This window comes from Streptomyces sp. NPDC020742 (assembly GCF_040641675.1).
Lineage (GTDB): Bacteria > Actinomycetota > Actinomycetes > Streptomycetales > Streptomycetaceae > Streptomyces.
This window is the reverse complement of the sequence record NZ_JBFAEA010000012.1, coordinates 200023-223091: the sequence shown is the minus strand read 5'-3', so window position 1 is coordinate 223091 and position 23069 is coordinate 200023. Positions and strand designations below refer to the sequence as shown.

The following is a 23069-nucleotide window of genomic DNA, read 5'->3' as shown; positions in this document are numbered from 1 at the left end:
AGCGGAAGCCGGGGCGGATCCGCTTGAAGATCCGCGGGACGGTCTCGACGTTGTGGGCGAGCACCTGCGGCCGGGAGGAGAAGACCTCGGCCAGCGCTCGCGGATCTCCGTTGAAGTCGGGGGCCAGTAGCTCCACCTGGGTGCGTCCGCCCTCGCGTGTCGCCGTCATGGCGTGGATCTGCCGGACGGTCTCGGCGTAGAGCCAGGCACCGCCGTCCTCCAGGTCGTCACGGGCGACGCCGGTAATCGTGGCGTAGTTCAGATCCATGGTGACGACGGACTCGGCGACCCGGCGGGGCTCGTCGCGGTCCAGCTCCTGCGGCTTGCCGGTGTCGATGAGGCAGAAGTCGCAGCGGCGGGTGCACTGGTCACCACCGACGAGGAAGCTCGCCTCGCGGTCCTCCCAGCACTCGAAGATGTTGGGACAGCCCGCCTCCTGGCAGACCGTGTGCAGGCCCTCGCTCTTGACCAGGCCCTGGAGGTGGTTGTACTCGGGACCCATTTTCGCCCGGGTCTTGATCCACTCGGGCTTGCGCTCGATGGGGGTCTGGCTGTTCCGGACCTCCAAGCGCAGCATCTTGCGTCCGTCGGGTGCGACAGCAGGCACGTCCGGTACCTCTCTTTGCGCAAACGTGGGTAAGGCGTGGCGAGGCGTGTAAGGAGCATCGCCCGGCGGCTCAGGTTACGCCCACGGGTCTGCCGCAACCGGTGAGATTCGGCCCGGCTGAGGTGGGGTGGCCCGAGGTCCGTGGGGCTGTCCGGGCGTGGTGGTCGTGAGGGGCGGGAGGGCAGGTTTGCGGCGGATCTCTGCGTGCATCTTTGCGTGCATCTTTGCGTGCAGCACGGCTGTTGTGGCGGCCGTGGGGACCGGTTCGTATGCCGGCGGGGGTGTGGTGATGAGGGGCGGCCTTGTTCCAGGCGCGTCCATGGTTTTTGTGTGGCTGTGGGTGCCGTCGGGTCGGTTGTGGTGTCTGGCGTGAAACCGATGCCAATGCGTTCAACCGGCCTCGATCGCCTCGCCTTCGGCGGCAGCTTCGGTGACGGCATCATCAAAACCGGCGCCGCTTCCTACGGGCTTGCCACACCCCGGGACCGTTCCGGACGCGAACTGCCAACGGCGAGCGGCGAGCGCGGTCGGCTGCCTCACCATCGCCGCTCAGAGCGCGATCGGCCGATACCTCAAGGCTTCCTCGACGATCTCCTCGGCCGAAGCGTCCTGGAAGTCACTCGAGGGGTGAAAGACCAGGTCACTCACCCGGGGATGCGGCACGTTCGCTTCGAGGAGCCGCAGGTAGTGGTTGCTCTCCGGGAAGCTCACCAGCAATCTGCTGACGATCTCGATGAGTTCGTCCCGTGTGATGTCCGCAATCCGGGGGCAAGCGGGCCGGGCCGCCTCCCTGGCGAACTCCGCCACGGTCCTGCTTCCGTAGTACCCGGCGAAATCGAGGGCCACGTAGGCGTGGCCGGTCACCCCGTTGAAGGCCCGGATCGCCTCGTCAGCGGCCGGGGATTGGTCCGCCACCAGGCCAGCGATCCGATCGATCTCGCGGCTCACCTCATCCAGTCTTCGCCGGCTCACAGGCGGGGGCAGCAGCTCCGGTCTCAGGTCCACAGCCCGCATTATGTCCGCCCGTGCCGACAGGCCGGCAGGCAGGCAGGCAGGAGAAGCAGAACCCTTGTGTGCGCTGAGGGCCCTGCGCATCGCCCCCGCCGCACGGGAGGCCCCGGAAGCCAGTGGCAGGGCGCCGCCGCCGCTCGTACGGTGCCGGTATGACTCCCACAGCCACCGTCGCGCTCCCCCGCCCCATACGTGGGGTGAGGGTGCACTCCCGGCAGACGGTCGGGGCGTGCGTGCCGACCTACGGACGGGTAGAGATGGACTTCGAGCCGGCACCGGCGTCGATCGCCTCTTCCGTCGAGTTCGCCTGCACAGCTGCACCCGAACCGTCCCCGGAGTACGAAGAGTGCCTCGCCCAAGGCGTTCTGCGTGAGCTGGCCGCCGCAGACACCACGGCCCTCGACGCCCGCCGAACTGCCCCGGTGAGCGCGCGGGTCATCGTGCGCGCCATGTCCTGGCACTGGGTCGACACCTGCGAGATGACCTTTGTCCGCCTGGGCGCCCTCGCGGTACGGGAAGCGCTGGCCTGCATAGCGGAAGACCGTGAACCGCGGCTCATCGAGACGAGGGTGCGGCTGATCATTCCGTAACGCCCTCAGGCGAAGTCGGGAGCAGGTGCTGAGAGACCGCCGAATGGGGCAGGGACCGGCCCGCGTCCGGGCGGTCGTTGAGCGAGGCGATCAGGGCCCTTGTGCGTCCATGTCTGGAGTGGCTTGCAAGTGCAGGTGGTTGAGGTCTCCTGAGTGACCTGCCGCGACTTCAACGACGGAGTCGTTGTCGAAGCGGAGGGTGAAGACGGGGCTGAGGTCGATGAGAAATTCGAGGCCGTCTCGGGTCTGGTCGTCAAGCTCCGGCGACACGGCTGCATTCCAGGCGTCACCAGCTATGACCTCGATCCTGATCGGGATACGGGCGAGGCAGGTTGAGGGATTGGCCCACCATTCGAGGTGAGCCAGGTCTTCGTCGTTGTTCATCCTGGTGAGTGAGGTTAGGGCCGGAGCGGGTGCCTTGTCTGTGGGTGAGCCGGCCGATGTGGGCGCGGCGCGGGCGCGCGGGCGGGCGGGCGGCGAGGCCCTGCAGCCACTCCGGGCGCTCCAGGCCCTGCAGCCACTCCCGGTCGCTTCAAGACCCTCCAGTCGCTCCCGGTCGCTCCAGGCGCTCCAAGCTGCTCCAAAATCCCCAGGGACAGCCGTGCTCCCACAGCGACATAGGCGGACACCCGTGCAGCATGCTCTGCCCCGGTCACGTCCACTGGAGGCTCCCGTCCGACATCACACCGGCTGCTGTTGATCATGCCAGGTCCGGATCCTCTTCCTGCCGCTCGCGCTCGTACTCCCAGCCCCCTGTAGTGCTACGACTGGTCAGGGCCCTGGACGGATGTCGCGGCGTCGGCGGTCTCCGCTCTCCCCCTGGCCACCCGTAGCGTCACGGCAGCCGCGACTCCCGCCACCAGACCCCAGGTCAGGGCGGCCGGGACGCCGTCGCCGATCTCGGCAAACAGATGCAGCACTCCCCAGCCCTGGCTCTCTCCGGTCATCGTCACCATCCGCAGCAGTTGGCGCGCCAGCAGCCCGAGGACGGTCGCGCACACCGCGCCGGCCGCCATCGCCGGGACGGTGGCCCGGGTGAGCAGTCCCGGCAGCCGCCGGAGTGCCCACCACACCACGGCGAGCAGCAGCACGTCGGCAGCGCGACTCAGGAGCCAGGCGCCGAGCGGCGTGCCCACCGGGCCCGACCAGGCACCGAGCAGCAGCCACTGGCGCAGGAGGTCACCCGGTTCGGCCAGCAGCCCGGCGTCGGGGGACATCCTCTGCAAGGTGGCGGCGACCGGCAGGTACGACAGGACCACCAGGGAAAAAGCGATCACCGCGGTCCCGGCGGTGGCGGCCAGGCGGGCGGCGCGCGCGGGGACGGCCTGCTGCGGCAAGGGACCTGCCCCCTTGGCGGTGACCCGCGCAATGAGCACGGTCACCACCGCGGCGACCAGCGCGGTCACCACCAAGACCGGCCGCCCGGAGGAGATCACACCCGACAGGCGGGGCAGGAAACGGAAACTGCCGCGTCCGCCCGAGGCGATCAGCCACGGCGCCGATACGGTCACCGCCAGAGTCCCGGCCACCAGGCCCCAGGCCCATACGGCGAGCAGCGTCGCCGAGATCCGGCCGCGTACCGGCGGCAGCCTACGGACGAGGAGAAGCGCCCCGGGCACGAAGAAGGCGAAGACCGCGCCGAACCGAATCTGCAGCGCGGTGGTGTAGAGCGCGAGGTAGCGGACGCTGTTGGCTCCGGCTGCGTCCCCGAGCCCGCCGGCCCCTTCGGTGCCCAGCTGGACCGTGGCCGGCGGGTCGTACGACCAGGGCAGGAGCCAGCGTTCGAGCTCGGCGGTGGCCGGACTGCCGAGCACGCCGGTGGCGCCCGGAAGATGCAGTGCGTATGCGCTCGCCCCTGCCCACCACAGCAGCGCCGTGAGCAGTACCCCTCCGGCTAACGCCGGTATCGCCCCGCGACGGTATGTCACGCGTCGTCCCCCGCCCTGTTTGGTGATGCATGCCGTGAATCTCCTGGTCGGGTGGAGATTACGGGGTGTTGGTCACATCCGGGTCACGGGTGCACGCCGACTTGCCCAGGCGAGGGAGACGTCAGTGCCAACTTGGCGTCGAGAACAACCGCGGTGGTCGGCGATCTGCCTGCGGCACGGCCCGTGAGCTGCGGAAAGCACGATGCTGCGCGGTGGGAGGGTGCACCGGACCTCGTCACACGAACCCTCAGGCAGTCACACAGTCAGGCACTCGCGCAGTCGGGCAGTCACGCCGTCGAGCACTCGCGCAGTCACGCAGTCACGCAGTCACGCAGTCACGCAGTCCGAATGAGCGTAAGGACGTCCGTCGTAGGCCGGACGTCGCCGAAGGACCGGTAGACGGTACGCAGAGTGGCGTTGTGGTCTTCGTCTCGGCCAGTGGCGTTCGCATCGGCGACCATGATGACCCGGTAGCCGAGGGTGCAGGCATCGCGTGCCGAGGACTCGCAGCACACGTTGGTGACCGTGCCGGTGATCAGGACCGTGCTGATCCTGCGCCCCTGGAGCAGATCGGGCAGTGCGCATCGGCCGGGAAAGAAGGCGCTGGGCGCGGACTTCTCCACCAACAGGTCGTCGGTGCCGAGGGTGAAGCCGTGCCAGAGCCGGCCCGGCAGCGGGCCGGCGCCTCCGGCGTTGCGGAACATCTCGGCCGCTTCCGGGCCGTGGAACTCGTCGCCGACCGGGGTGCGTTCGGTACGCGCGGGCAGGACCCAGGCGACCGTTCCGCCGGCACCCCGAAGGCGGTCGGCGAGGCGTTGGATGTTTGGGACGATGCCGCGGGCATAGGGATTGGCGTCGACGAAGAACGGCACCATGTCGACGACCACCAGCGCCGTGCGGGCGAGCTCGAGGCTCGTATAGGCGAACCGGCGGCCGCGTCGTTCTTCCTGGCGCCGGTACTCCCGGTCATCGATGCGCCAGGCGTGGATCCTCCCGTCGTTGTGGATGTTCCCGATGTTCCCCTCGGTGTGTATGTTCCCCTCGGTGTGGATGTTCCCTTCTGTATGGATGTTCCCTTCCGTGTCGTGCACAACGGGCTCCTGTCAGTCGTGGTGCGGATGCAGGCGGCGGTTGTTGCCGGAGTGGCGCTTCACCTCGATGGCGTCATGGTGGCAGCGTTCGACCGGTGCGCAGTGCGGGCCGGGCTCGGATTGCGATCGCCAGGCAGACGCAGAACCAGAACCAGAACCAAAATCAGAATCAGAATCAGAATCAGAATCAGAATCAGAACGAGCATCAGAAGAGGCTGGACGAGGTCTTCGCCTTCTCTCGTCACATGCTCTCGGGTGATGGGGCGTGGTCGGGCCGATTGGTCACCGTGAACTGGTCGACGCTGAGGAGGAGTTCGTTCGCAGCGTCTTCAGGTGGTCAGTTCCGTCTGGGATGCCGCCGCCGAAGCAAGTGTGTGGCGGAGGTACCACTCGGTGGAGAACAGCCGGTGGCGAGCGTCCGGCGGCAGGCCGGCGATCAGTCCGGGTAGCGCTCCCCGTTCCACCTCACTGCGATGGGCCAGCACGGCGGCGATCTTCTGCTCCATCCAGGGGCCGACGTCGACCGTGGCGGTGATCTGTTCGTCGGGAACGCTGTAGACCGTCTCGCGTGCACCGATCACGTCTCTCAGCGCCGGGACAGTCGAGTGCGGGTGCGTGGCCAGATAGAGCGCGTGCGGCTGCCAGGGGGCACCGGCGTCCGGGTAGAGCTGTTCAAGCCCGGCCGCTTGGGCAGCGAGCAGGGTCACCCGGTGTGTGTGCACGTGGTCCGGATGGCCGGGCAGCCCGCCGTAGGCGTCATGGGTGACCATGATCTCCGGGCGAAATTCCCGGATATGCACCACCAGTCGCTGCACCGCCTCGTCGAGCGGTGCATCGCAGAACCGCGCGCTACCCGGGGCCGAGTCCGGTACGCGGGCGTCGGCGTAGCCGAGCATCCGAGGCTTGCCGGCGCCCAGGATCCGCAGCGCCTCGGCCAATTCCGCGACGCGATGGGTACCGGTGGCCCAGGTCGCCGTGACAACTGCGGTACGCGCGCCCGCAGCCGCGTGACGAGCGAGCACGCCGCCCGCCGACAACGACTCGTCATCCGGGTGAGCGAAGACCGCGAGCAGGCTTGGGACGGGCATGGGCAGGCCACCTTCCAGCGCACAGGGGGCCCGAGCCTACGCTCCCGGGGCAACGTGCCGCTGCCCCGCCTGCCGGAGTGGCGACAACCGGTTGCCCGCACATGACCGGGGTCATCGGGTCTCTGGCCAGGCTCATCCAGTCCGCGTCCGCCCCACCGGCGGCCAGCGCCCGCAGGCCCTCTTCAATCCACCTGCCACGTGGTGTGCGGACCGTTGCTACGAGGTGACTCCTCACAAGCCCCCGCCGTCTATACACCACCGCACATGAGGGGCTAGGCTCAATATATACGCTACCGTATATGCGAGAGGGGGCGGTGGCATGCCTGTCTGCTTCGTGGCTTTCCCCTACCCGCGACCTGCGTATCTCGAGGAGTTCGTCGAGCGCGTGCGGCAAGCCTGTGCGTTCGTACGCGCCCGGCCGGGTTGCCTGCCGGGGGAAAACTGGGCCACCGGCGACGGCGAGGCGGTCGTGACTACCGGTCAGTTCGAAACCCAGGAGGCCCTGCAGGCGGCGTTCGCCCCGTCCGCGACTCGGGAGTGAGCACCGACATCGACGAGCGCAAACACCGGCCCCGGGAGTTCTTCACCCTGCTTGCCAGGTAGGGAGAGCGCGGTGTCACCCCGCATCCGGAAGGTACGCACACGCAAGAGGGAGATGGAATTGATCCAGTTGCGCCTGGGAGCACGCTCATTGGAGAACACACGGTTCGCGGTGTCGCCGATATTGGAAACCGCCATTGCCTCCCACTACAGGTGGCACACGCCGAAGCCATGGCACGGGGCACACCAGGAACCACCGTGGGGGCGGGCGGTCCGCAGCGCTCAGATCTGGCAACAACTCCCACTGCTTTCCAGCCTGTTCAGCACCTGCAGTGGACGGTCGGCGAGCCCCCGCCCTTCCCGCCTCTCTCACCCCTCCGACGCCCCTACTCTTCCTCCGTCTCCCCCGATTCCCCCGTTTCCCCCGATCCCTCCGATGACGAGAGCGGACGGGGCCACGAATACCCGTCTGCCCATGTCCCCGGAAAGGGACCGGCCCGCGGACCTGGACGTGGAATCGGAGTTACGGTCCCTACTCCAGGGCGTGGCGCGGCCGACCAGGACCGCGCCGTGCACCAAGGCCGTACTCGCGATCCGGGATGCGGCGTCGTCCGGCACCCCCGTCGCCCGGCGGATCACGGACGAGGTCGAACGGTTCCACCGCCTGTGCCTGGCTCCCCACTGGCCCGCCATCGAGGAACGCATGGAGGCCGACATCTCCTGCCGTACGGGCATCCTCGCCCGGCACGGTCTGGCCGGCGCCCTTTCCCTCCTGCACCCGACGGTCACCTACCGCGACCGCACCATGCGCATTGCCGACGAAGCGCATCTGAACGCTGACTGCGACCAAGAGGTCACACTCGTCCCTTCCACCCTCGCGGACCGGTGCTTCCTCAGCATCGACCTGCATCGGGAGGGCGGCCTGGTCCTCATCTATCCGGCGATCAAACCGGGCAGCGGCGACAGCAGTAGCGGTGGTTGCGCCGGTGGGGGCAGCGGGGCCGGACGGGGGCACGGAGGTCCGCAGCGGGGCGGCGCGGAGCTTCTCGGCCACGTCCTGGGCCACACCCGGCTGTTGTTGCTGCGCAACCTGGGCCGCCCGCGCACCACCACGGCGCTCGCCTCCGACCACCGGCTGAGCCCGTCCACGGTCTCGTACCACCTCACCCGGCTCCACCGGGCGGGCCTGCTCACCCGCATCCGGGACGGCGCGAGCGTCCGGTACCAGCGCACCGCCGAGGCCGAGCGTCTGCTCAGGCCCGTCACGGCCGGTTGACGCCCCCGGGCGCTGAGCACTGTGGCGTCAACTCTCCCCCGGGCGAGACCGAGCGGCCGGGGAAGCGGCGCCCGAAGTTCTCGCGGCGCAGCCGTTTGCAGATGCCTCTCCCCCGTGGCCGTAGTGCCTCTGCAGGGCGTCACTCACCGGCACGTGCGGTCCCCCGACGGGCCGGCGCCTCAATCATCCGCACGGTGCTCCGAGTTCCTCTCGCCGACTTCCGACTTCCGACTCGCGATTGCCGACTTCCGGCTTCCGGTTCGCGACATCCGGCTTCCGGCTTCCGATTCTCTGCGCTCCGTCCGCCAAGCCCCGCACACCACCCACCTGCCGCCGTACACTCGTTCGTTCTCCGGCCAGAAGCATCCGCACCCGCTACGCCGGACGGACCGACGCGATCACCGCCACCCCGGCTCCTCGTACGAGATTGGCGCACCCATGACACAGCAGCCTCAGCCTCCTACCACCCCTTACAACAGCGGCATGTTGAGCAATGACGCCCGTAGCGAGGGTGACCGCTTGCAGTCCATCCAACGCAACGTCGACGCGTTCACCATCGGCCTCCTCGAAGGTCTTCCGATCGAACCCTCCTGGAACTGCCTGGAATTGGGCGCCGGGGCCGGTTCCATCGCCTACTGGCTCGCAGGGCGCTGCCCGGACGGGCGGGTGGTCGGCGTCGACCTGGACACCCGCCACCTCGATCCGAGCCGGGCCGCGAATCTGGAGATTCAGGAAGCCGACATCACGCGCGAGGACTACACGCCCGGTAGCTTCGACCTCATCCACGCCCGCTACCTGTTCTGCCACCTCCCGGAACGCGACGAGATGGTCGCGCGGGTCACCCGCTGGCTCTCCCCTGGCGGCTGGCTCATCGTCGAAGAGCCCTACCACCTGCCGGCCAGCACCTCCCCCTTCCCTGTGATCCAGCGCATCCTCGACGCCTATCAGCGCATGTACGAGCAGCACGGCGCCGATCTGACCTGGGTCCGCGGTCTGCCGGCCCTCCTCGCGCGCAACGCACTGACCGAGGTGGCCTTTGCCGGAAACCCCGGCTGTATGGGCGGGCTCGACAAGGACCGCTGGCTCCCCCTCATCACCCAGGCGGCCCCCGCGCTGCTCGCCGACGGTCTGATCACGGAAGCCGACCTGGCGGAGTTCGCCGCCCTTCTGAAGGACCCGGCCTTCATCGACATCCCCCAGATCACCCTTTCCGCATGGGGCCGTCGACCTGCGGAGACGAAGGCTACGACGGCCTGAACGCGGGGGGGGCCGCCTCCCCTGGCTTCCCATTGCGTCACAGTCAAGACAGACAGACAGGCAGGCCAGGGCGGTCGCGAGCGGGCGGCCGGCGTCGGCCGCGCCCGGGAGCGGCTCCGGCGCGGCCGGCGGACGATGGGATCGGGGCCGATTCAGTGCGCGTGTCAGGGCAGGTGTGCCAGCAGTAGCCTGGTGAGGGGTTCGGGTGTGCGGAGCGGCAGGTAGTGGTCGGCGTTCGCAATCATCTCGCCGCGGGCGTCGGGGATGCCGGTGACGAGCCGTTCGGCGATCACGCCGATCTCCGGGTGGTCGCCGTCGCCGTGGACTACCAGCGTCGGCGCGGCGATGTCCCCGAGGTGCGCTTGGGCATTGGGGACCGCGCTGGAGTGCATTTCGCTCACGATGCGTCGCTTGGCGTTCTGGGTCACCATCGCCTCGATCAGCTCTCCTCCGGGAGCCGTGCGGCCCATCGCTGCCCAGATCGACAGTTCCAGCTCGGCCAGGGCTACCGTGTCCTGCTCCCGGCGCGCCGTGGCATAGGCCGACAACTCGGGACTTCGCGGCCAGACGTGACTGCTGACCGAGGCGCCGATCAAGGCCAGTGCAGTGACGCGCTCCGGGTGGGCGAGGGCGAAGTCCAGCGAGGTCTCCCCGCCCATGCTCAACCCGACCAGGGCAGCCTGACGCAGACCGAAGTGGTCAAGAACAGCGCGCAGATCGTCGATGTCACTGAACGGCTCGCCCGGTGGCGTGGAGCGTCCCAGCCCCCGGGCGTCGTAGCGGATCACGTCGTGGTGACGAGCCAGCTCAGGAACGATGGCGTCCCACAGACGAGAGTCCATGCCAGCGCCGTGCAGCAGCACCACTGGGCTGCCATGACCGCTGCGCTCGGCCCACAGCCAACCGCCGGCCGGGACAGGTATGCAGACTTCGCGCGGAGCCACGGCAGCCGGCCCGTCGGTGTTCGATATCACGCTGCGATTGTTTCAGAACGTTCGACGAGCCGGCCACGTTCGACGCGGGCTCCTGCAACTCGCCGTGGATCCGGTCGCCTCGTACGACGGGGTAGGCCCTGCGCTTCTCGAGGCAGTGTGCGCGATCGACCGCAAGGCGGGCTGCCGACACCTCGTCAGGCCGGCTGCTGCCGCGACGCACCGGCCCACCCCAGTCCCGGCCCCGACCCCACCCCAGTCCCGACCCTGACCCCGACCCCGGCCCACGTTACTTGGATCCACCAAGTCGGCACTTGGAAAATCCAACCTCCATCGCTACGCTGCTCATTATGATCACGAGCAGGGAGGACGGTTATGCGCTCTCCACGGACCCGGACCGCCTCGACGTCGCCCTGGTGCACCGTTGGCTGTCGACCGATGCGTACTGGGCGCTGGGCCGCAGCCGGGAAACCGTCGAGCGGTCCATCCGCGGCTCCCTCAACTTCGCCGTCCATGACCCCACCGGCTCTCAGGTCGCCTACGCCCGCGTGGTCACTGACCAGGCCACCTTCGCCTGGCTATGCGATGTCTACGTTGCCCCTGCACACCGCGGCATGGGTCTCGGCACCTGGCTGGCGGGCGCGGTGCGCGACCACCTCGCCCCCTACGAGCTCAAGCGCGTCCTGCTCTCCACTCTCGACGCGCACGAGGTCTACGCGAAGGCCGGCTTCGCGCCCGTGCCTCATCCTGAACACCTGATGATTTTGAACCCGGCGTCCTGAACCGGTATCCCACCCAGGCTCACCGACCGCGACGCGATGCGGCTGAGCCGACCCGCCGGCAGGCCCGGCGTAGCTACCGGACAGGCTGAAGAGAGGCGACATCCCCCTATGCGTGTTGTGATCTTGTGCGGTGGAGAGAGCCCGGAACGGGACGTCTCCCTGGCCTCGGGCCGATCGGTTGCCCGGGCCTTGCTGGAGCAGGGGCACGAGGTGGTGCTGGTCGACCCGGCCGCCGCGCTACCGGTCCTCGCCGGGCCGCTGCGCCGCGGTGATGCGGTCGACGCCGCTGGGGTCGGGAAGGAGCCGCCGTCCCTCACCGACCGGCAGCAGCTGCGGAGGCGTATGCACACCGCCCTCACCGGCGGCCCGGTCCTGGAGCTGCTGCGCGGCGCGGAGCTGGTGTTCCTGGCGCTTCACGGTGGTTGGGGCGAGGACGGGCATGTGCAGGCGTTGCTGGAGATGGCCGACGTACGGTTCACCGGAGCGGGCAGCGCGGAATGCGCGGCGGCGTGGCACAAGGGACGGGCGCAGGCGCTGCTGGGCGCGGCCGGTCTGCCGGTGGCCGAGCGGGTGGTGTGGCGGCCAGGGGCGCGTGAGGTGCCGCAGGACGTAGTACGGCTGGTGGCGGCTGGGCCGGTGGTGGCCAAGCCGGTCGCGGACGGTTCGAGTGTGTCGGTCCACCGGGTCGACTCGCTCTCGCAGCTGGCGCGGATTGCCGCCGAGGTGGGCGCCGGTGATACCGAGCTGATGGTGGAACCGTTCCTTCCGGGGCGGGAGTTCACCGTGGCCGTGGTCGGCGACCAGGCGTTGCCCGTCATCGAGATCGAGCTGACCACGCCGGTGTTCGACTACGCGGCCAAGTACCAGCCCGGGGCGGTCAGCGAAGTGTGTCCGGCGCGGGTCCCGGACGACTTCGCCTCCCGGCTGCAGGAGCTGGCCCTGCGCGCGCACCGGGCTCTGGGGTTCGGCAGCGGCTCCTACTCACGCGCCGACTTCCGTTGCGACGCCGGCGGAGATCCGATGTGCCTCGAAGTGAACGCGCTCCCAGGTCTGACGGCGACCAGTCTGCTGCCCCTCGCCGCGACCGGGGCCGGCTGGACCTACCCCGACCTGATGCAGCGCATCATGAACCTCGCGACGCGCTGAGCCAACGATCGAGCTGCGGTCACCTCACGTCCAGGACTTCGCGGGCCGCCCGTTCGCCGGAGCGCACGGCGCCCTCCATCAGCCCGTGCATCGACGTCGCCGACTCCGTACCCGCCCAGTGGATGCGTCCCACGGGCTCCCGCAGCGCGCTGCCGTAGTTGGTCAGTGCCCCCGGCGGGAAATGCGCGACCATCCCTCCCAGCGACCACGGTTCATCGGACCAGTCGGTCTCCAGGTAGGCGGTGGGACGGCCGGCCTCCGGGCCGAAGCGCTCGGCCAGCGCGCCCAGCCAGACGTCCCGGCGCTCCGCGGGATCCAGGCGACCCAGCCGTACGGCCCCGGCCCCGAACGCGTAGCTGCTGAGCACGCCCGGCTCCCCCGAACGCGGGGTCTGGTCGATGCTGATCGGGACGGGCGACCGGGGTGCGAGCGTCTGCCCCGACAGCTGCCGGCTCCTCCAGAAGGGCTTGGGGTACTGCGTGTGCACCCGGATGATGGCGCCGGGCACCACTCTTTGCCGCAGGTGGCTGTGTGCGGCGGGGAGCGGTGGGTCGAAGGAGATCCGGCCGGCGAGGGCAGGCGGGGTGGCCACGATGACGCGTCGTGCCCGTACGGCGAGCGCGTCGGCGGTGACCTGCACATCGGTCGTGTTCTGGTCGATCCGTCGGACCGGGTTGGACAGGTGCACCGCCGCACCCAGGCGTTCGGCCATCCGCCGAGCCAGTTCGGGGGCTCCGCCGTCCACGAGGTGGGATTCCGTTTTCCGTGTGTCGGTGTAGTAGCCGAAACCCCCGCCGCCGCGCGCCAGCACCAGCGCGCCCAACAGCGAGACCTCCGCCGGATCGGCGCAGAACAGCAGGTTCATCGTCGACGTGAGGAGGGTGTGGGCGGTGGCCGAGGGCACGTTGAACGGATGGGAGAGCCACTGCCCGAGCGTGCGGGCATCCCATGCGCGTGCGCGCCGTGCCTGCCAGGGGGCGTCCGGCGGAAGCCGCCGCGCCATCAGGTCCAGGCGCAGGAATGCCAGCCCGAGGGTGGCAAGCGCCGCCGGGCCGACCTTGGGGATGCCGCCCCGGTAGCGGTGGTTGAGGCCGTCGAGGCGCACGAGGTGATCGCCCTCGTCGTATTGCGGATACACCGTCAGTCCCAGTTCGCGGCAGAGCTGGAACATCCGGTCCTGGCCCTTTCCCAGCCAGGTGCCGCCCGCGGAGACCACCGTGCCGTCGGGCAGTTCGCGGTTCCAGACCAGTCCGCCCACCCGGTCCCTGGCCTCGAGCACCACGACCTCACGCCCGGCCTCCGCCAACAGCCGTGCGGCCGCGAGCCCGGCGAATCCGGCTCCCACGACGCAGACGTCCGCTGCCACCCGCTCCATGGTCCACCTCCACCGTGCAGCCTTGCTCGCCGGGGCTCGCAGCGCCCGGTGGGTGGTCCGGCCGGGCGGTACGGGCATCCGGAAGGGTGACCCGCCCGACCGGGATACCGACCTTGCGCCCGGAGCCACCATGAGTGACCAGGAGCGGCCCAGCGCACGACGAACCAGCTCCGTGCCCGGTACCGGCCGGCGCACGATGAACCGCCTCCGCGCTCGGTACCGGCCGGCGCACCACGAACCAGCTCCGTGCCCGGTACCGGCCCGGGTGCACCGCGGTGCACCCGGGCCGGTACCTCGTGTCCAACCCGGCGTACGCATGGGGGTGGGCATCTCGAACGGCGAAGCAGCGGCTCTCTAACTGACGGGGGCGGCCTGTTCGGCGGGCCGGCGGGTGGTGCCCGATGCCTTGCCCGACGGCTGCTTCGGGGGCCGGACGAGCCAGAGGGTGAGGGCGGCGCCGGCCATGGCGAGGGCGCCGGCGGTCAGGGCGAGGATGTTGTGCGCGGTGGCGAACACCGCGTGCACGGTGTGGTCGAGGGCCTGGCGCTGTCCGGCCGGGGCGGTGGCGAGGAGGGTGTCGGCTCCGCCGCCGGAGAGGGTCTGCGCCGTCCGGTGCGGATCGGTGGTCGTACCGTCGAGCGAGCGGCTCATGATGCCTACGGCCAGGGCGCCGAAGACGGAGACGCCGAGGGCGTAGCCGAGTTGTTCGAAGGTGCTGTAGGTGCCGGAAGCCATGCCGGCGCGCTCGACCGGGACCGAGCCGAGGGCGAGGGACGCGGCGGCCTGGAAGACGAGGCCCATGCCGATGCCGCTCAGGGTGAGGCCACCGACCAGGGCGGGCCAGCCGGAGGCGGGGGTGAGGAAGCCTTCGGTGCCGACGCCGAGGCCGGCCAGGAACAGACCGAGTGTGGCACCGAGCCGGGGAGCGGGCTTGGGCATCCAGCGCCCACCGATGACGGCGACCAGGCCCGCGGCCACGGCGTGCGGCAGGACGACCAGACCGGCGCCGACCGGGGAGAGCCGCTGAACGGACTGCAGCCACAGGGAGGTGTAGGGCAGGATCCCGTACACCGTGCCCTCGCCGACCGCGATGGTGATCATCGCGGCGGTGAAGGCCGGACGGCGGAACAGGGACAGGTCCAAGAGCGGGTGCATGGTGCGCCGCTGTACGGCCACGAAGACCACCAGCGCTACGAGGGCCACGGCCAGCGGGACCAGCGTTTCGGCCGCGGTCCACCCGTGGGTGTGGGACGCGGTCAGGGCGTAGACCAGGGCGCCTGCCCCGAGTGCGAACACCGCTGTGCCGGGGACGTCCAGTCGCCGTGCGGGGTCGCGCTGGGGGGTGCAGCGGGGGATGTAGCGGAAGGTCATCGTCAGCGCCAGGGCGGTGAGGGGGATGTTGACGTAGAAGATCCACCGCCAGTCGAGCGCCTGGGTGAGCAGCCCGCCCAGGATCGGGCCGAGTGCGGAGGCGCTGGCGGCCACGGCTGCCCAGACCCCGAAGGCGAGCCCCAGGCGGCGCCCGGAGTACAGGGTGCTGATCAGGGAGAGGGTGGTGGTGAACATCGCCGCTGCGCCCACACCTTGCACCAGGCGGGCGACGATCAGCCACCCCATACCGGGGGCGAGCGCGCACGCCACGGAGGCCAGCGCGAAGACGAGCAACCCCGCCACGTAGATCCGGCGGCGACCGTGCAGGTCCGCGAGCATCCCCGCTGCCAGCAGCGCGGTGGCCACGGCGAGCGCGTAGCCGTCGGCCACCCACTGCAGTTGCGACAGCGACGCGCCCAGCGACTCCGACAGGGACGGCAGTGCGACCAGCACGATGGTGATGTCGATGAGCAGCATGAACGTGCCCAGACAGATGGCGGCCAGCGGCCCCCAGATACGCATGACGGAACTCCCGGGAAGGCAAGGACGGGCAGAACGCGCCCAGCCTCCGGGTCCCGCCGACGGCGCCCCAAGCCATACAGTGAGCGATGGGACATTCCGGCGAGGAAGTGGGGAACTACGGTGGATTCCGTCGCAGTGGACGAGCTCGACGAGGGCCTGCTGGAGGCGCTCCAACTCGACGGCCGGGCACCGTTCAGCCGGCTCTCCCGCGATCTGGAGGTATCCGAGCGCACCATCGCGCGTCGCTATCAGCGGCTGCGCGGCCTGGGGCTGCGCATCGTCGGCCAGCCCGTCACGGCGCGCCTGGGGCTGGTGCGTTGGCTGCTGCGTCTGCAGTGCACCCCGGACGCCGCCGGTACGATCGCCGACGCGCTGGCCCGCCGCCCGGACACCAGTTGGGTCACCCTTGCCTCCGGCGGCACCGAGCTCCACTGCGCCGTCAACACCCGCACCGCCGACGAACGCAACGCCCTGCTGCTGGAGAAGCTCCCCCGCACTCCGCAGGTGCTCTCCGTCAGCGCCCACTGCATGATGCGGATCTTCGCAGGAGCCGCCAGCACCTGGCACGCCACCCGGTTCCGCCCGGCCCCCGTCCCGGCCACCGCGGTGGATTCCGGCGCGAGGGTTGCCCCACTGGCCCTGGACGGAACCGACCGCGTCCTGTTCACCGAGCTGGCCCGCGACGGCCGCGCCACCCTGCCCGAGCTGAGCAAGGCCACCGGCCGCTCGCCCTCCAGCGTCCAGCGCCACCTGGAGCGCCTCCGCGGCGAAGGCGCCCTCGCCTTCGCCGTCGACTTCGACCCCCAGCTCCTCGGCTACCACATGACCACCCAGCTCTGGCTGCGGGTCGCCCCCGCGCATCTGCGCATGGTCGGAGAGACCCTGGCCACCCACCCCGCCGTCGCCTTCGCCGCGGCCGTCACCGGCACCGCCAACCTCGTTGCCAGCGGCGTCTTCCGCGCACCCTTGGACCTGTACGACTACATCGACCAGCACATCGGTCCGCTTCCGGGGATCCAGAGCATCGAAACCACCCCCACGCTCCGCGAGGTCAAACGCCTCGCACCGGCCCTGGCCATCCCTTGAGTCAACGGTGCCCGTGGGGAGTTGTCCGGGGCTGCATGTCCCAAGGCACATGTAGGGGCAGCTCGGCTGGCGTGGGTTGCCCGTCGATCAGATCCGCGAGCTGCGGCGGCACAAGAATCTGACGGCCCATTCGGAAAGCCTCATCCCCCACCTGCGGCCCGGCTCATCACGAGATCAGCTCTTCCTCTGGGCCGAGACCCGCCGGCTCCTGCCCTGACCTGCCGACGTCCGGCCGGTCGCCCGGCCCCATGGTGCGTTCCGGGGCCCGGCGACCGTTACCTCCACCACGTGAAGTGGTGTGCCATCAGGAAGGCGCCGCGGTGTACCAGTCCGTCATGGCGCGGTACTCAGGGGCGGGGGTGTCATCGTTCGAGAGCCAGTCGCCGGGGCCGTGCCGTCGCTCCCAGGCGCGGTGCCGGTCGCCGATCGCATCGACGAAGTCGGCTGCCAGCCGGCCCGCTTCGTAGAGGTCCTGGTCCGTGGTCTGTGCGCTCGCACCCACGATCTGGCCGCGGACCTCGGCGGAGTGACCGTAGCGGAAGCTGCCGGTGCCCAGACGGTGCGGGTCGAGGTGGACCGCCTCGCCGTTGTTGTGCCCCAGCCGGCGGTGACCGCCGGCCTTCGCTGCGGCGTTGGGCAGGAACTCGTGGCCGCGGTCGCCGATGGTGATCACGGCCAGCACCGCGCTGTCGTTGGGCACCCAAGGTCCGGCGGTGGCGTCCATGAGGACGAACCCCATCATGGGCCGGGGGTAGGCACCGCGGGGAGCGCATGCGGCTTCGGCATGGTTGTGCCAGATGCTGGCGGCACGTCGCAATCCCAACTCAAGTAGCAAATCGTCGAGTTGGGCGCCGGTGAGGAGGTATGCGTAGGGGTTCTGGCGGTGAGCCACACGGACCTCCAGCCCTTCCGGCGAGACTGTCTCGGCGCCTGCCATGCCTTCTCCTCGTGTGAATGCGGGCCGGGCGCCGGATTGCGGCGCTGTGGGTGGCGCTCGGCGGCCGGCCCTTCGGTGGTGGGGGCCGGATCCGGATGCTACGGCGGTACCGCTCCGCGCGACATCCGGTCGACGGTGCCCGGGAGCCACGGAGAGCCCCTTGTCCAGGACGGGATGCCGGCCTGGAGTGCGCTCTGGGGCGTGTCGTGGTGCGGGCGTTGTCATCGTGCGAGCGCGGGGAGTTGCTGTCATCAGTACCCAGGATCACGTTTAGGTGTGGGGCGAACGCGCCCATGCAGGGGGCCGCACGGTCGTCGCTCATGGGGCCGGTCGCCTTACGGACTCCCGGTGCCCGGGAGGGATCTGGGGTGGTTGTGGCGCATGGGGCAGTGGGCCGAAATTCACCCCCTCGATGAGCAGCATCCAGCCAATCCCGCGGACCTGCTCCACGTACTTCCACCGCCTGAACGCCGAGCATCGACGCCCGCGCCGCCGCGCCCCCTCTCCCTTCACCGAGCGGCTATGCGGACAGTCGCCCCAGCCATTCCGCGAGCAGTTGCTGTTCGGCGTGGCTGAGGGTGCTCTGGCCGGGCAGTGCGGCGCGCAGGGCTCGGGCAGCGCCAGCCGGTCCCTGTTCCTGTACGGCCGGTTCCTGGGTGGTGACGGCGGTGATCATCGATTCGCGCAGCGCGACGAGGAGTGCGGGGTCACGCTGGGGCTCGGGCAGTGACAGCCAAGTCAGGACGGCGCCACGGGCGGTGGCGTGGATGATCTGGGCCGCGAGGCCCTCTTCCACGCGCAAGAGGCCCGCGGCGGCGAGGCGACGGATGCGGTCCATGAGGAGTTCGAGGCCGATCCGGAAGACGGTGGTGGACCGGGTGGGTTCGCCGTACATCAGTGTGTACAGCGCGGGGTTGGCCAGCCCGAACTCGACCGCGATGTCCCAGCCGACGCGCAGTTCCTTGATCGGGTCCTGCGGGGCGGGGTCGATCTGCTGCTTGGCGGCCAGGAACCGAGTGAAGCCGTACTCGGCCACGGCGTCCAGCAGCCCCTCCTTATCACCGAACAGCCGGTACAGGGCCGGTGGCTGCAGGCCAGCGGCGCCGGCGACCGCGCGGGTGGTGACCGCGTCGCGGTCCCCGCGCTCCAGCAGGTCGATCGCGACGTCGATGACCCGGCGGCGGGTCTGCGAGCCCCCATGGGTCCCGTGCTGGCCGGAGCCGGAATCGGCTGATACTACGACCTCGGCATCCAGTACCTGCGCATGATCTTCTCGGGTGTCTTCGACCGGTCCCCGACCTGCAGGTGATCGCCGGACACTGGGGCGAGGTCGTGATGTTCTTCCTCGACCACACCGGCTTCTTCGGCGAGGCAGGCGGTCTGCAGCAGCCGCTCGCCGACTACTTCGAGCGGAACTTCTGGGTCGCCGGCAGCGGCACCAACAGCCCCCGCTACCTGCGCTGGACCGCCGAGGTGATGGGCACCGACCGGATGCTGTACTCCACCGACTACCCCTTCACCTACGGTTTCCGCCCCGACGGCTTTCCCTACGTCGACACCAGCAACGGCGAAGCTCGCTCCTACCTGGAGAACTCGCCCTTCACCGACGAGCAGAAGGCCGACATCGGCCACCGCAACTGATTCCGTCGCCTTCGTCCTGCACCTCGTAGTCAAGGACCGAGCACCAGAACCGGGCGAGGCCGTGGGGATCGGCACAGTCGATCGCAAGCTCGGTGAACTTACTGGTCATATCGAGACCTCCCAGTCAAGCTCCCAGTCAAGCAGCGGGTCCGCCATCCGGCACATACGAATCGCCGTGCCCGACGGCGAAGCAAGCCGCGTGCGGTGTGCGTCCGTCGAGGGCCTGGTGGGGTCGCAGAGTGTGGTGGCTGTGGCGAAATAAGTTGGCTCATTCCATAGGCATGGCACCAGTATCGGGTTCGACCGAGATGAGCGGCAGGTGCGTGACTCATTTCGGCCGACCCGGGCCGCACTCGTGCGTCGAGCGATCGGTACGCCAACACAAGGCCGAGGGTTCAAGCCAACGGCCGAACGTTCCAGCCAATTGCGTAGCACGCGGAGCCACGCGAACGGGAACCCCCGGAACGACCGCCTCCGAAAAGGAAATCCGCCCTGTCCCTCCCAGGCCAACGGCATATGGCGAAACAACCGGGAGAACGGCACGAAGAGGGGGGACGCCGCACTCCGCCGAGGGCGTCAACAGGGCATTCACCCTTGTGGGAGCGCGGCACGAACCTGCCCGCAGCACAAGTGATCGCGCCTTTCAACCACTCCCCCGTTGTTGACAGTTGTGACCATCGGGACCAAGATCCAGCAGTCGGCCGCACGCCCCGGACATCGCCTCGCATTTCCAGCGCGCGGGACCGATGAATCCATGCATTCACCGAACGAATTCCAGGTACGTCACGCAACACCCCGCACCACGACCACCGCTCTTTCCACGAATCCGGAGGACACCTGTTATGACCACGTCTGCCGTCAACACCGCCGTGACCGCCGAGCCCTGGCTCTCCCTCCGCGGCCGTGAATTCCGGTCCCGGCTCATCCTTGGAATCGAGCAGTACACCGACCCCGCACTCGTCAGCGAGGTCCTGCGAGCCGGCGCGTGCGACGTTTTCATCACCACGTTCGACCTGGAGCAGACCAAGCCCAGCCTGCTGATGTCGGACCTGGACGAGGCGGTGGGACTCGACGAGTACGTATGGATCGGGACCACGTCGTTCGCCCGTTCCCAGAAGGACGCGCTGCTCACCGCCCGCCGGCTGCGCGAGTCTTACGGCATCGACATCATGAAGCTCGACGTCCGCCCCTCGGACAACCTGCCGCACAACGCCCAGACGGTCACCGCGGCGGCCGAGCTGATAGCGGAGGGCTTCGACGTCCTGCCGTTCATCCTGCCCGACCCCGCCACCGCCGTCGCACTGGAGGCGGCCGGCTGTTCCGCCGTACGGATCATGTGTTCGCCGGTGGCCAGCGCCAAGGGAGTGGTGGACGAGCGTGCCGTGCGCGAGACCATGGCAGCCGTATCCATTCCGGTGATCCTGGAAGGCGGCCTGGGCACTCCCGCCCAGGTGGTCCGGGCGATGGAGCTCGGTGCCGACGCGGTGCTGGTCAACACCGCGGTGGCACAGGCTCCCGAGCCCGCCAAGCTCGCGGCCTCCATGCGGCTTGCCGTGGAGGCCGGCCGGCTCGCAGCCGACCAGGACCTGGTCCAACCGCTCGACAAGTGAGCACCAGCACAACGGAGGTACCACCCGTGCAGTTCTCAGCCGTGTTGTTCGACATGGACGGTGTGCTCGTAGACACCGACCGGGCCATCGCCGACCTGTGGCACCGGTTGGCTTCGGAGTCCGGGCTGGCCCTCAGCGACGAGGACCTCGCGAACCATGTGTACGGCTGTGTGCCCGAGCACACCGTGGAGACGCTCTTCGCCCCGCTCGCGCCACCGGAGCGGGACGGGGTGCTGGCACGGGTACGGGCGGCCGAACCGGACCTGGTGTGCGAGCCGGTTCCGTACGGCGCCGAACTGGTGCGGGCGCTGGCCGCCGAGGGGGTGCCGCTGGCCCTGGTCACCGGCGCCTCCCTGACCCGCGCCTCCCGGGCGCTGCACGCCCTCGGGCTGACGGGCCTCTTCGACGCCACCGTGACGTGGGGTGAAGCCCCCCGCGGCAAGCCGGCGCCGGACTGCTACCTGCTCGCCGCGCAGCGCCTGGACCTCCCGCCGGACCGGTGCCTGGTCTTCGAGGACACCTCCAGCGGCGTACGCGCCGCCACCACCGCCGGCGCCACCTGCATCGGGGTCGGCCCCGCCGACCCCGATGCCCTGCGCACCAGCGGAGCGCGCCATGCCGTACCGGGCTTCCACGCGGTGTCGTTGCGCGCGGCCTCGGACGGGGCGGTGCTCACCGTGGCGGACACCGAGGAGTTCCGCCTGCGCTCCACCTCGCGCCACCGCTCGGTGGCGCCCACCACCGCAGACGCGACAGAAGGGGGTTCACCATGGCGGTGACCGTCCGCATTCCCACCGTCCTCCGTTCCTACACCGACGGCGCGAGCGAGGTCTCGCTGGTCTCCGGCACCGTCGGCGAAGCGCTCACCGTGCTCGAAGACCGCTTCCCGGGCATCTGCTCACGCATCCTGGACGCGGACGGAAAGCTGCGCCGGTTCATCAACGTCTACGTGGAGAACGACGACATACGAGGCGCCGACAATCTCCGGACCGCCACCCCTGACGGGTCGAGCCTCAGCATCATCCCGGCAGTCGCCGGCGGCTGTTGACCGATGACCGTCCCGCGACGACGTGAACCTGCCGTTCCTCGCGGGACGGTCGCCTCCTCCGCCCGCCGGGCCGGCCCGCCGGCCGGCTCTCCGGCGCGACCGCGTCACCGCCCTGGGCTACACCAGCCTCGCCGCGTACGCCTACTGCCTGTACGCCCTCGCGCCGTTCCTCCGTGCCCCGGGCACCGCGCGGGACGAACTGATCGCCCATGCTCGTCAGCCAATTTGACGCACAGTCAGTCGCCGTCAGCCACTCCTACCGTCGGCCTCCTCCGGACCATGGCTGAACACCGGGAACCTCTGAACCTCTGAAGCTCTGAACCCGTGAACCTCTGAACGTCCTGGAGACGGGGTTTTCGGTGCGGATGCGCTCCTCTTCGCATAGGGTCTGCGCATGCTCTTGTGGATCAACGGCCCCTTCGGCGGCGGCAAGACGCAGAGTGCCCACGAGATCCAGCGACGGCTTCCCGGGAGCGTCGTGTGCGACCCAGAACATGTCGGATTCGGCCTGCACCGGATGATGCCGCCCTCCCTGCGCGCGGACTTCCAGGACCTTCCGGCCTGGCGGCAGGGCGTCCAGGAAGTGCTGGACCTGGTCCTCACCGAGCACGACGGTGTGGTGCTCGCACCGATGACGGTGGTGGAACCGGCCTACTTCCAGGAGATCATCGGTCGGCTTCGGGAACGCGGCCACGAGGTGCGGCACTTCGCCCTGCTGGCCGATCGCGCAACGGTGCTGCGGCGGTTGCGCGAGCGAGGCCTCGGCCACGCCGTGCGGTTCATCGCCGGGAAGGACGCCCCCGTGCGTCGGGAGAGCTTCGCGGTCTCCAAGCTCGATCTCTGCCTGGAGCGTCTGCGCGACCAGGAGTTCGCCGAGCACCTCTGGACCGATCGGCTCACCATCCCGCAGGTCGCCGACACCATCGCGGCCTCGGCCGGCCTGACCCTGGCCCCCAACACCGACAGCGCGCTCCGCGGGCGCCTGCGCCGGGCCTGGACGGGCGTCAAACACATCCGGTTCGACTGACGGGCCAGGCCGGACCGGACTGGGCCGGGTCCCGGGCCGTGCCGCATGCGGGAGCGTCGGCTCCGGGCGCCCGGCCGTACGGGACCACCGCGAGGCGCCCCGCCCGTCGAACGAGGAGGCGCGCCCGCCCGCGGCGCGGAACGTACCGCCGTCCGCGGGGCGTGGCCGGGTGTCGCTCGCCACGGTGAAGAAGGCTTCGGCCCG

The 23069-nt window shown here is 69.8% G+C and carries 25 protein-coding genes; 13 read left to right on the top strand and 12 right to left on the bottom strand.

Translation table 11 applies throughout. The features are described 5' to 3' along the window. On the bottom strand, nt 1–607 hold a 607-nt coding region (locus AB0G84_RS21940; RefSeq protein WP_361323135.1), incomplete at its 3' end, for a lipoyl synthase. A 549-nt stretch (nt 608–1156) separates the two neighbouring features. Continuing rightward, the gene (locus tag AB0G84_RS21935) at nt 1157–1555 is read right to left on the bottom strand and encodes a hypothetical protein (protein ID WP_361323132.1); all 399 of its coding nucleotides are present in this window, start codon (nt 1553–1555) and stop codon (nt 1157–1159) included. Nucleotides 1556–1770: 215 nt separating this feature from the next. Between AB0G84_RS21935 and AB0G84_RS21930 the strand changes: the two genes are divergently transcribed. Further along, entirely contained in the window at nt 1771–2208 is a 438-nt protein-coding gene (locus tag AB0G84_RS21930) for a hypothetical protein (RefSeq protein ID WP_361323129.1), read from the top strand. A gap of 90 nt (nt 2209–2298) precedes the next feature. On the opposite strand, the gene AB0G84_RS21925 is transcribed toward AB0G84_RS21930, so the two are convergent. The 4 genes from AB0G84_RS21925 to AB0G84_RS21910 form a co-directional block, all read right to left on the bottom strand. Beyond that, nucleotides 2299–2592, bottom strand: coding sequence for a hypothetical protein (locus tag AB0G84_RS21925; protein ID WP_361323126.1), 294 nt, complete (start codon nt 2590–2592; stop codon nt 2299–2301). 377 nt (nt 2593–2969) lie between these two features. Continuing rightward, nucleotides 2970–4136 (bottom strand): hypothetical protein, encoded by a 1167-nt coding sequence (locus AB0G84_RS21920; protein ID WP_361323124.1) that lies wholly within the window; start codon nt 4134–4136, stop codon nt 2970–2972. 335 nt (nt 4137–4471) lie between these two features. Then, the gene (locus AB0G84_RS21915) at nt 4472–5227 is read right to left on the bottom strand and encodes an isochorismatase family cysteine hydrolase (protein WP_361323121.1); all 756 of its coding nucleotides are present in this window, start codon (nt 5225–5227) and stop codon (nt 4472–4474) included. Nucleotides 5228–5556: 329 nt separating this feature from the next. Next, a complete protein-coding gene (locus AB0G84_RS21910) occupies nt 5557–6315 on the bottom strand; it encodes a PIG-L family deacetylase (protein ID WP_361323118.1) in 759 nt (252 codons plus the stop codon). 319 nt (nt 6316–6634) lie between these two features. Here AB0G84_RS21910 and AB0G84_RS21905 point away from each other — a divergent pair, with 319 nt between their 5' ends. The 3 genes from AB0G84_RS21905 to AB0G84_RS21895 all read left to right on the top strand — a co-directional run bounded on the left by AB0G84_RS21905 (nt 6635) and on the right by AB0G84_RS21895 (nt 9388). Next, on the top strand, nt 6635–6856 hold the full coding sequence (locus AB0G84_RS21905; RefSeq protein ID WP_361323116.1) for an antibiotic biosynthesis monooxygenase: 222 nt from the start codon (nt 6635–6637) through the stop codon (nt 6854–6856). Between the two features lie 474 nt (nt 6857–7330). Continuing rightward, a complete protein-coding gene (locus AB0G84_RS21900) occupies nt 7331–8131 on the top strand; it encodes a helix-turn-helix domain-containing protein (RefSeq protein ID WP_361323114.1) in 801 nt (266 codons plus the stop codon). Between the two features lie 483 nt (nt 8132–8614). Further along, entirely contained in the window at nt 8615–9388 is a 774-nt protein-coding gene (locus AB0G84_RS21895) for a methyltransferase domain-containing protein (RefSeq protein WP_361323113.1), read from the top strand. A gap of 164 nt (nt 9389–9552) precedes the next feature. Here AB0G84_RS21895 and AB0G84_RS21890 read toward each other — a convergent pair whose 3' ends face one another. Further along, complete coding sequence (locus AB0G84_RS21890; RefSeq protein WP_361323111.1) at nt 9553–10362, bottom strand: alpha/beta fold hydrolase; 810 nt, start codon at nt 10360–10362, stop codon at nt 9553–9555. Nucleotides 10363–10670: 308 nt separating this feature from the next. Between AB0G84_RS21890 and AB0G84_RS21885 the strand changes: the two genes are divergently transcribed. Continuing rightward, complete coding sequence (locus AB0G84_RS21885) at nt 10671–11102, top strand: GNAT family N-acetyltransferase (RefSeq protein ID WP_361323108.1); 432 nt, start codon at nt 10671–10673, stop codon at nt 11100–11102. Nucleotides 11103–11210: 108 nt separating this feature from the next. Further along, nucleotides 11211–12248: a D-alanine--D-alanine ligase gene (locus AB0G84_RS21880; protein ID WP_361323105.1), complete on the top strand. Its 1038-nt coding sequence runs from the start codon at nt 11211–11213 to the stop codon at nt 12246–12248. Between the two features lie 19 nt (nt 12249–12267). Here the strand turns inward: AB0G84_RS21880 and AB0G84_RS21875 are convergent, their stop codons facing one another. Further along, nucleotides 12268–13755: an FAD-dependent oxidoreductase gene (locus tag AB0G84_RS21875; protein ID WP_361323163.1), complete on the bottom strand. Its 1488-nt coding sequence runs from the start codon at nt 13753–13755 to the stop codon at nt 12268–12270. A gap of 222 nt (nt 13756–13977) precedes the next feature. Next, on the bottom strand, nt 13978–15516 hold the full coding sequence (locus AB0G84_RS21870) for an MFS transporter (protein WP_361323102.1): 1539 nt from the start codon (nt 15514–15516) through the stop codon (nt 13978–13980). Nucleotides 15517–15636: 120 nt separating this feature from the next. Between AB0G84_RS21870 and AB0G84_RS21865 the strand changes: the two genes are divergently transcribed. Further along, the gene (locus tag AB0G84_RS21865; RefSeq protein ID WP_361323099.1) at nt 15637–16602 is read left to right on the top strand and encodes an Lrp/AsnC family transcriptional regulator; all 966 of its coding nucleotides are present in this window, start codon (nt 15637–15639) and stop codon (nt 16600–16602) included. Between the two features lie 304 nt (nt 16603–16906). Here AB0G84_RS21865 and AB0G84_RS21860 read toward each other — a convergent pair whose 3' ends face one another. Together AB0G84_RS21860 and AB0G84_RS21855 are read right to left on the bottom strand one after the other, a co-directional pair. Beyond that, complete coding sequence (locus AB0G84_RS21860) at nt 16907–17539, bottom strand: hypothetical protein (protein WP_361323097.1); 633 nt, start codon at nt 17537–17539, stop codon at nt 16907–16909. 520 nt (nt 17540–18059) lie between these two features. After that, on the bottom strand, nt 18060–18710 hold the full coding sequence (locus tag AB0G84_RS21855) for a TetR/AcrR family transcriptional regulator (protein ID WP_361323160.1): 651 nt from the start codon (nt 18708–18710) through the stop codon (nt 18060–18062). Nucleotides 18711–18844: 134 nt separating this feature from the next. Here AB0G84_RS21855 and AB0G84_RS21850 point away from each other — a divergent pair, with 134 nt between their 5' ends. After that, nucleotides 18845–19180, top strand: coding sequence for a hypothetical protein (locus tag AB0G84_RS21850; RefSeq protein WP_361323094.1), 336 nt, complete (start codon nt 18845–18847; stop codon nt 19178–19180). Here the strand turns inward: AB0G84_RS21850 and AB0G84_RS21845 are convergent. Next, entirely contained in the window at nt 19140–19289 is a 150-nt protein-coding gene (locus AB0G84_RS21845) for a VOC family protein (RefSeq protein ID WP_361323091.1), read from the bottom strand. The two genes, AB0G84_RS21850 and AB0G84_RS21845, sit on opposite strands and share 41 nt — an antisense overlap. 733 nt (nt 19290–20022) lie before the next feature. Here AB0G84_RS21845 and AB0G84_RS21840 point away from each other — a divergent pair. The 5 genes from AB0G84_RS21840 to AB0G84_RS21820 all read left to right on the top strand — a co-directional run bounded on the left by AB0G84_RS21840 (nt 20023) and on the right by AB0G84_RS21820 (nt 22865). After that, nucleotides 20023–20790, top strand: coding sequence for a HisA/HisF-related TIM barrel protein (locus AB0G84_RS21840; protein WP_361323088.1), 768 nt, complete (start codon nt 20023–20025; stop codon nt 20788–20790). A gap of 26 nt (nt 20791–20816) precedes the next feature. Then, the gene (locus AB0G84_RS21835; RefSeq protein ID WP_361323085.1) at nt 20817–21569 is read left to right on the top strand and encodes an HAD family phosphatase; all 753 of its coding nucleotides are present in this window, start codon (nt 20817–20819) and stop codon (nt 21567–21569) included. Next, nucleotides 21560–21838, top strand: coding sequence for a MoaD/ThiS family protein (locus tag AB0G84_RS21830; RefSeq protein WP_361323083.1), 279 nt, complete (start codon nt 21560–21562; stop codon nt 21836–21838). The genes AB0G84_RS21835 and AB0G84_RS21830 overlap by 10 nt, the downstream gene beginning before the upstream one ends. Before the next feature lie 22 nt (nt 21839–21860). Continuing rightward, nucleotides 21861–22067 carry a hypothetical protein gene (locus tag AB0G84_RS21825; protein WP_361323081.1) on the top strand — a complete coding sequence of 69 codons (207 nt, stop codon included), beginning with the start codon at nt 21861–21863 and terminating at the stop codon, nt 22065–22067. A gap of 165 nt (nt 22068–22232) precedes the next feature. Next, nucleotides 22233–22865 carry an AAA family ATPase gene (locus tag AB0G84_RS21820; RefSeq protein WP_361323078.1) on the top strand — a complete coding sequence of 211 codons (633 nt, stop codon included), beginning with the start codon at nt 22233–22235 and terminating at the stop codon, nt 22863–22865. Nucleotides 22866–23069: the final 204 nt, after the last annotated feature.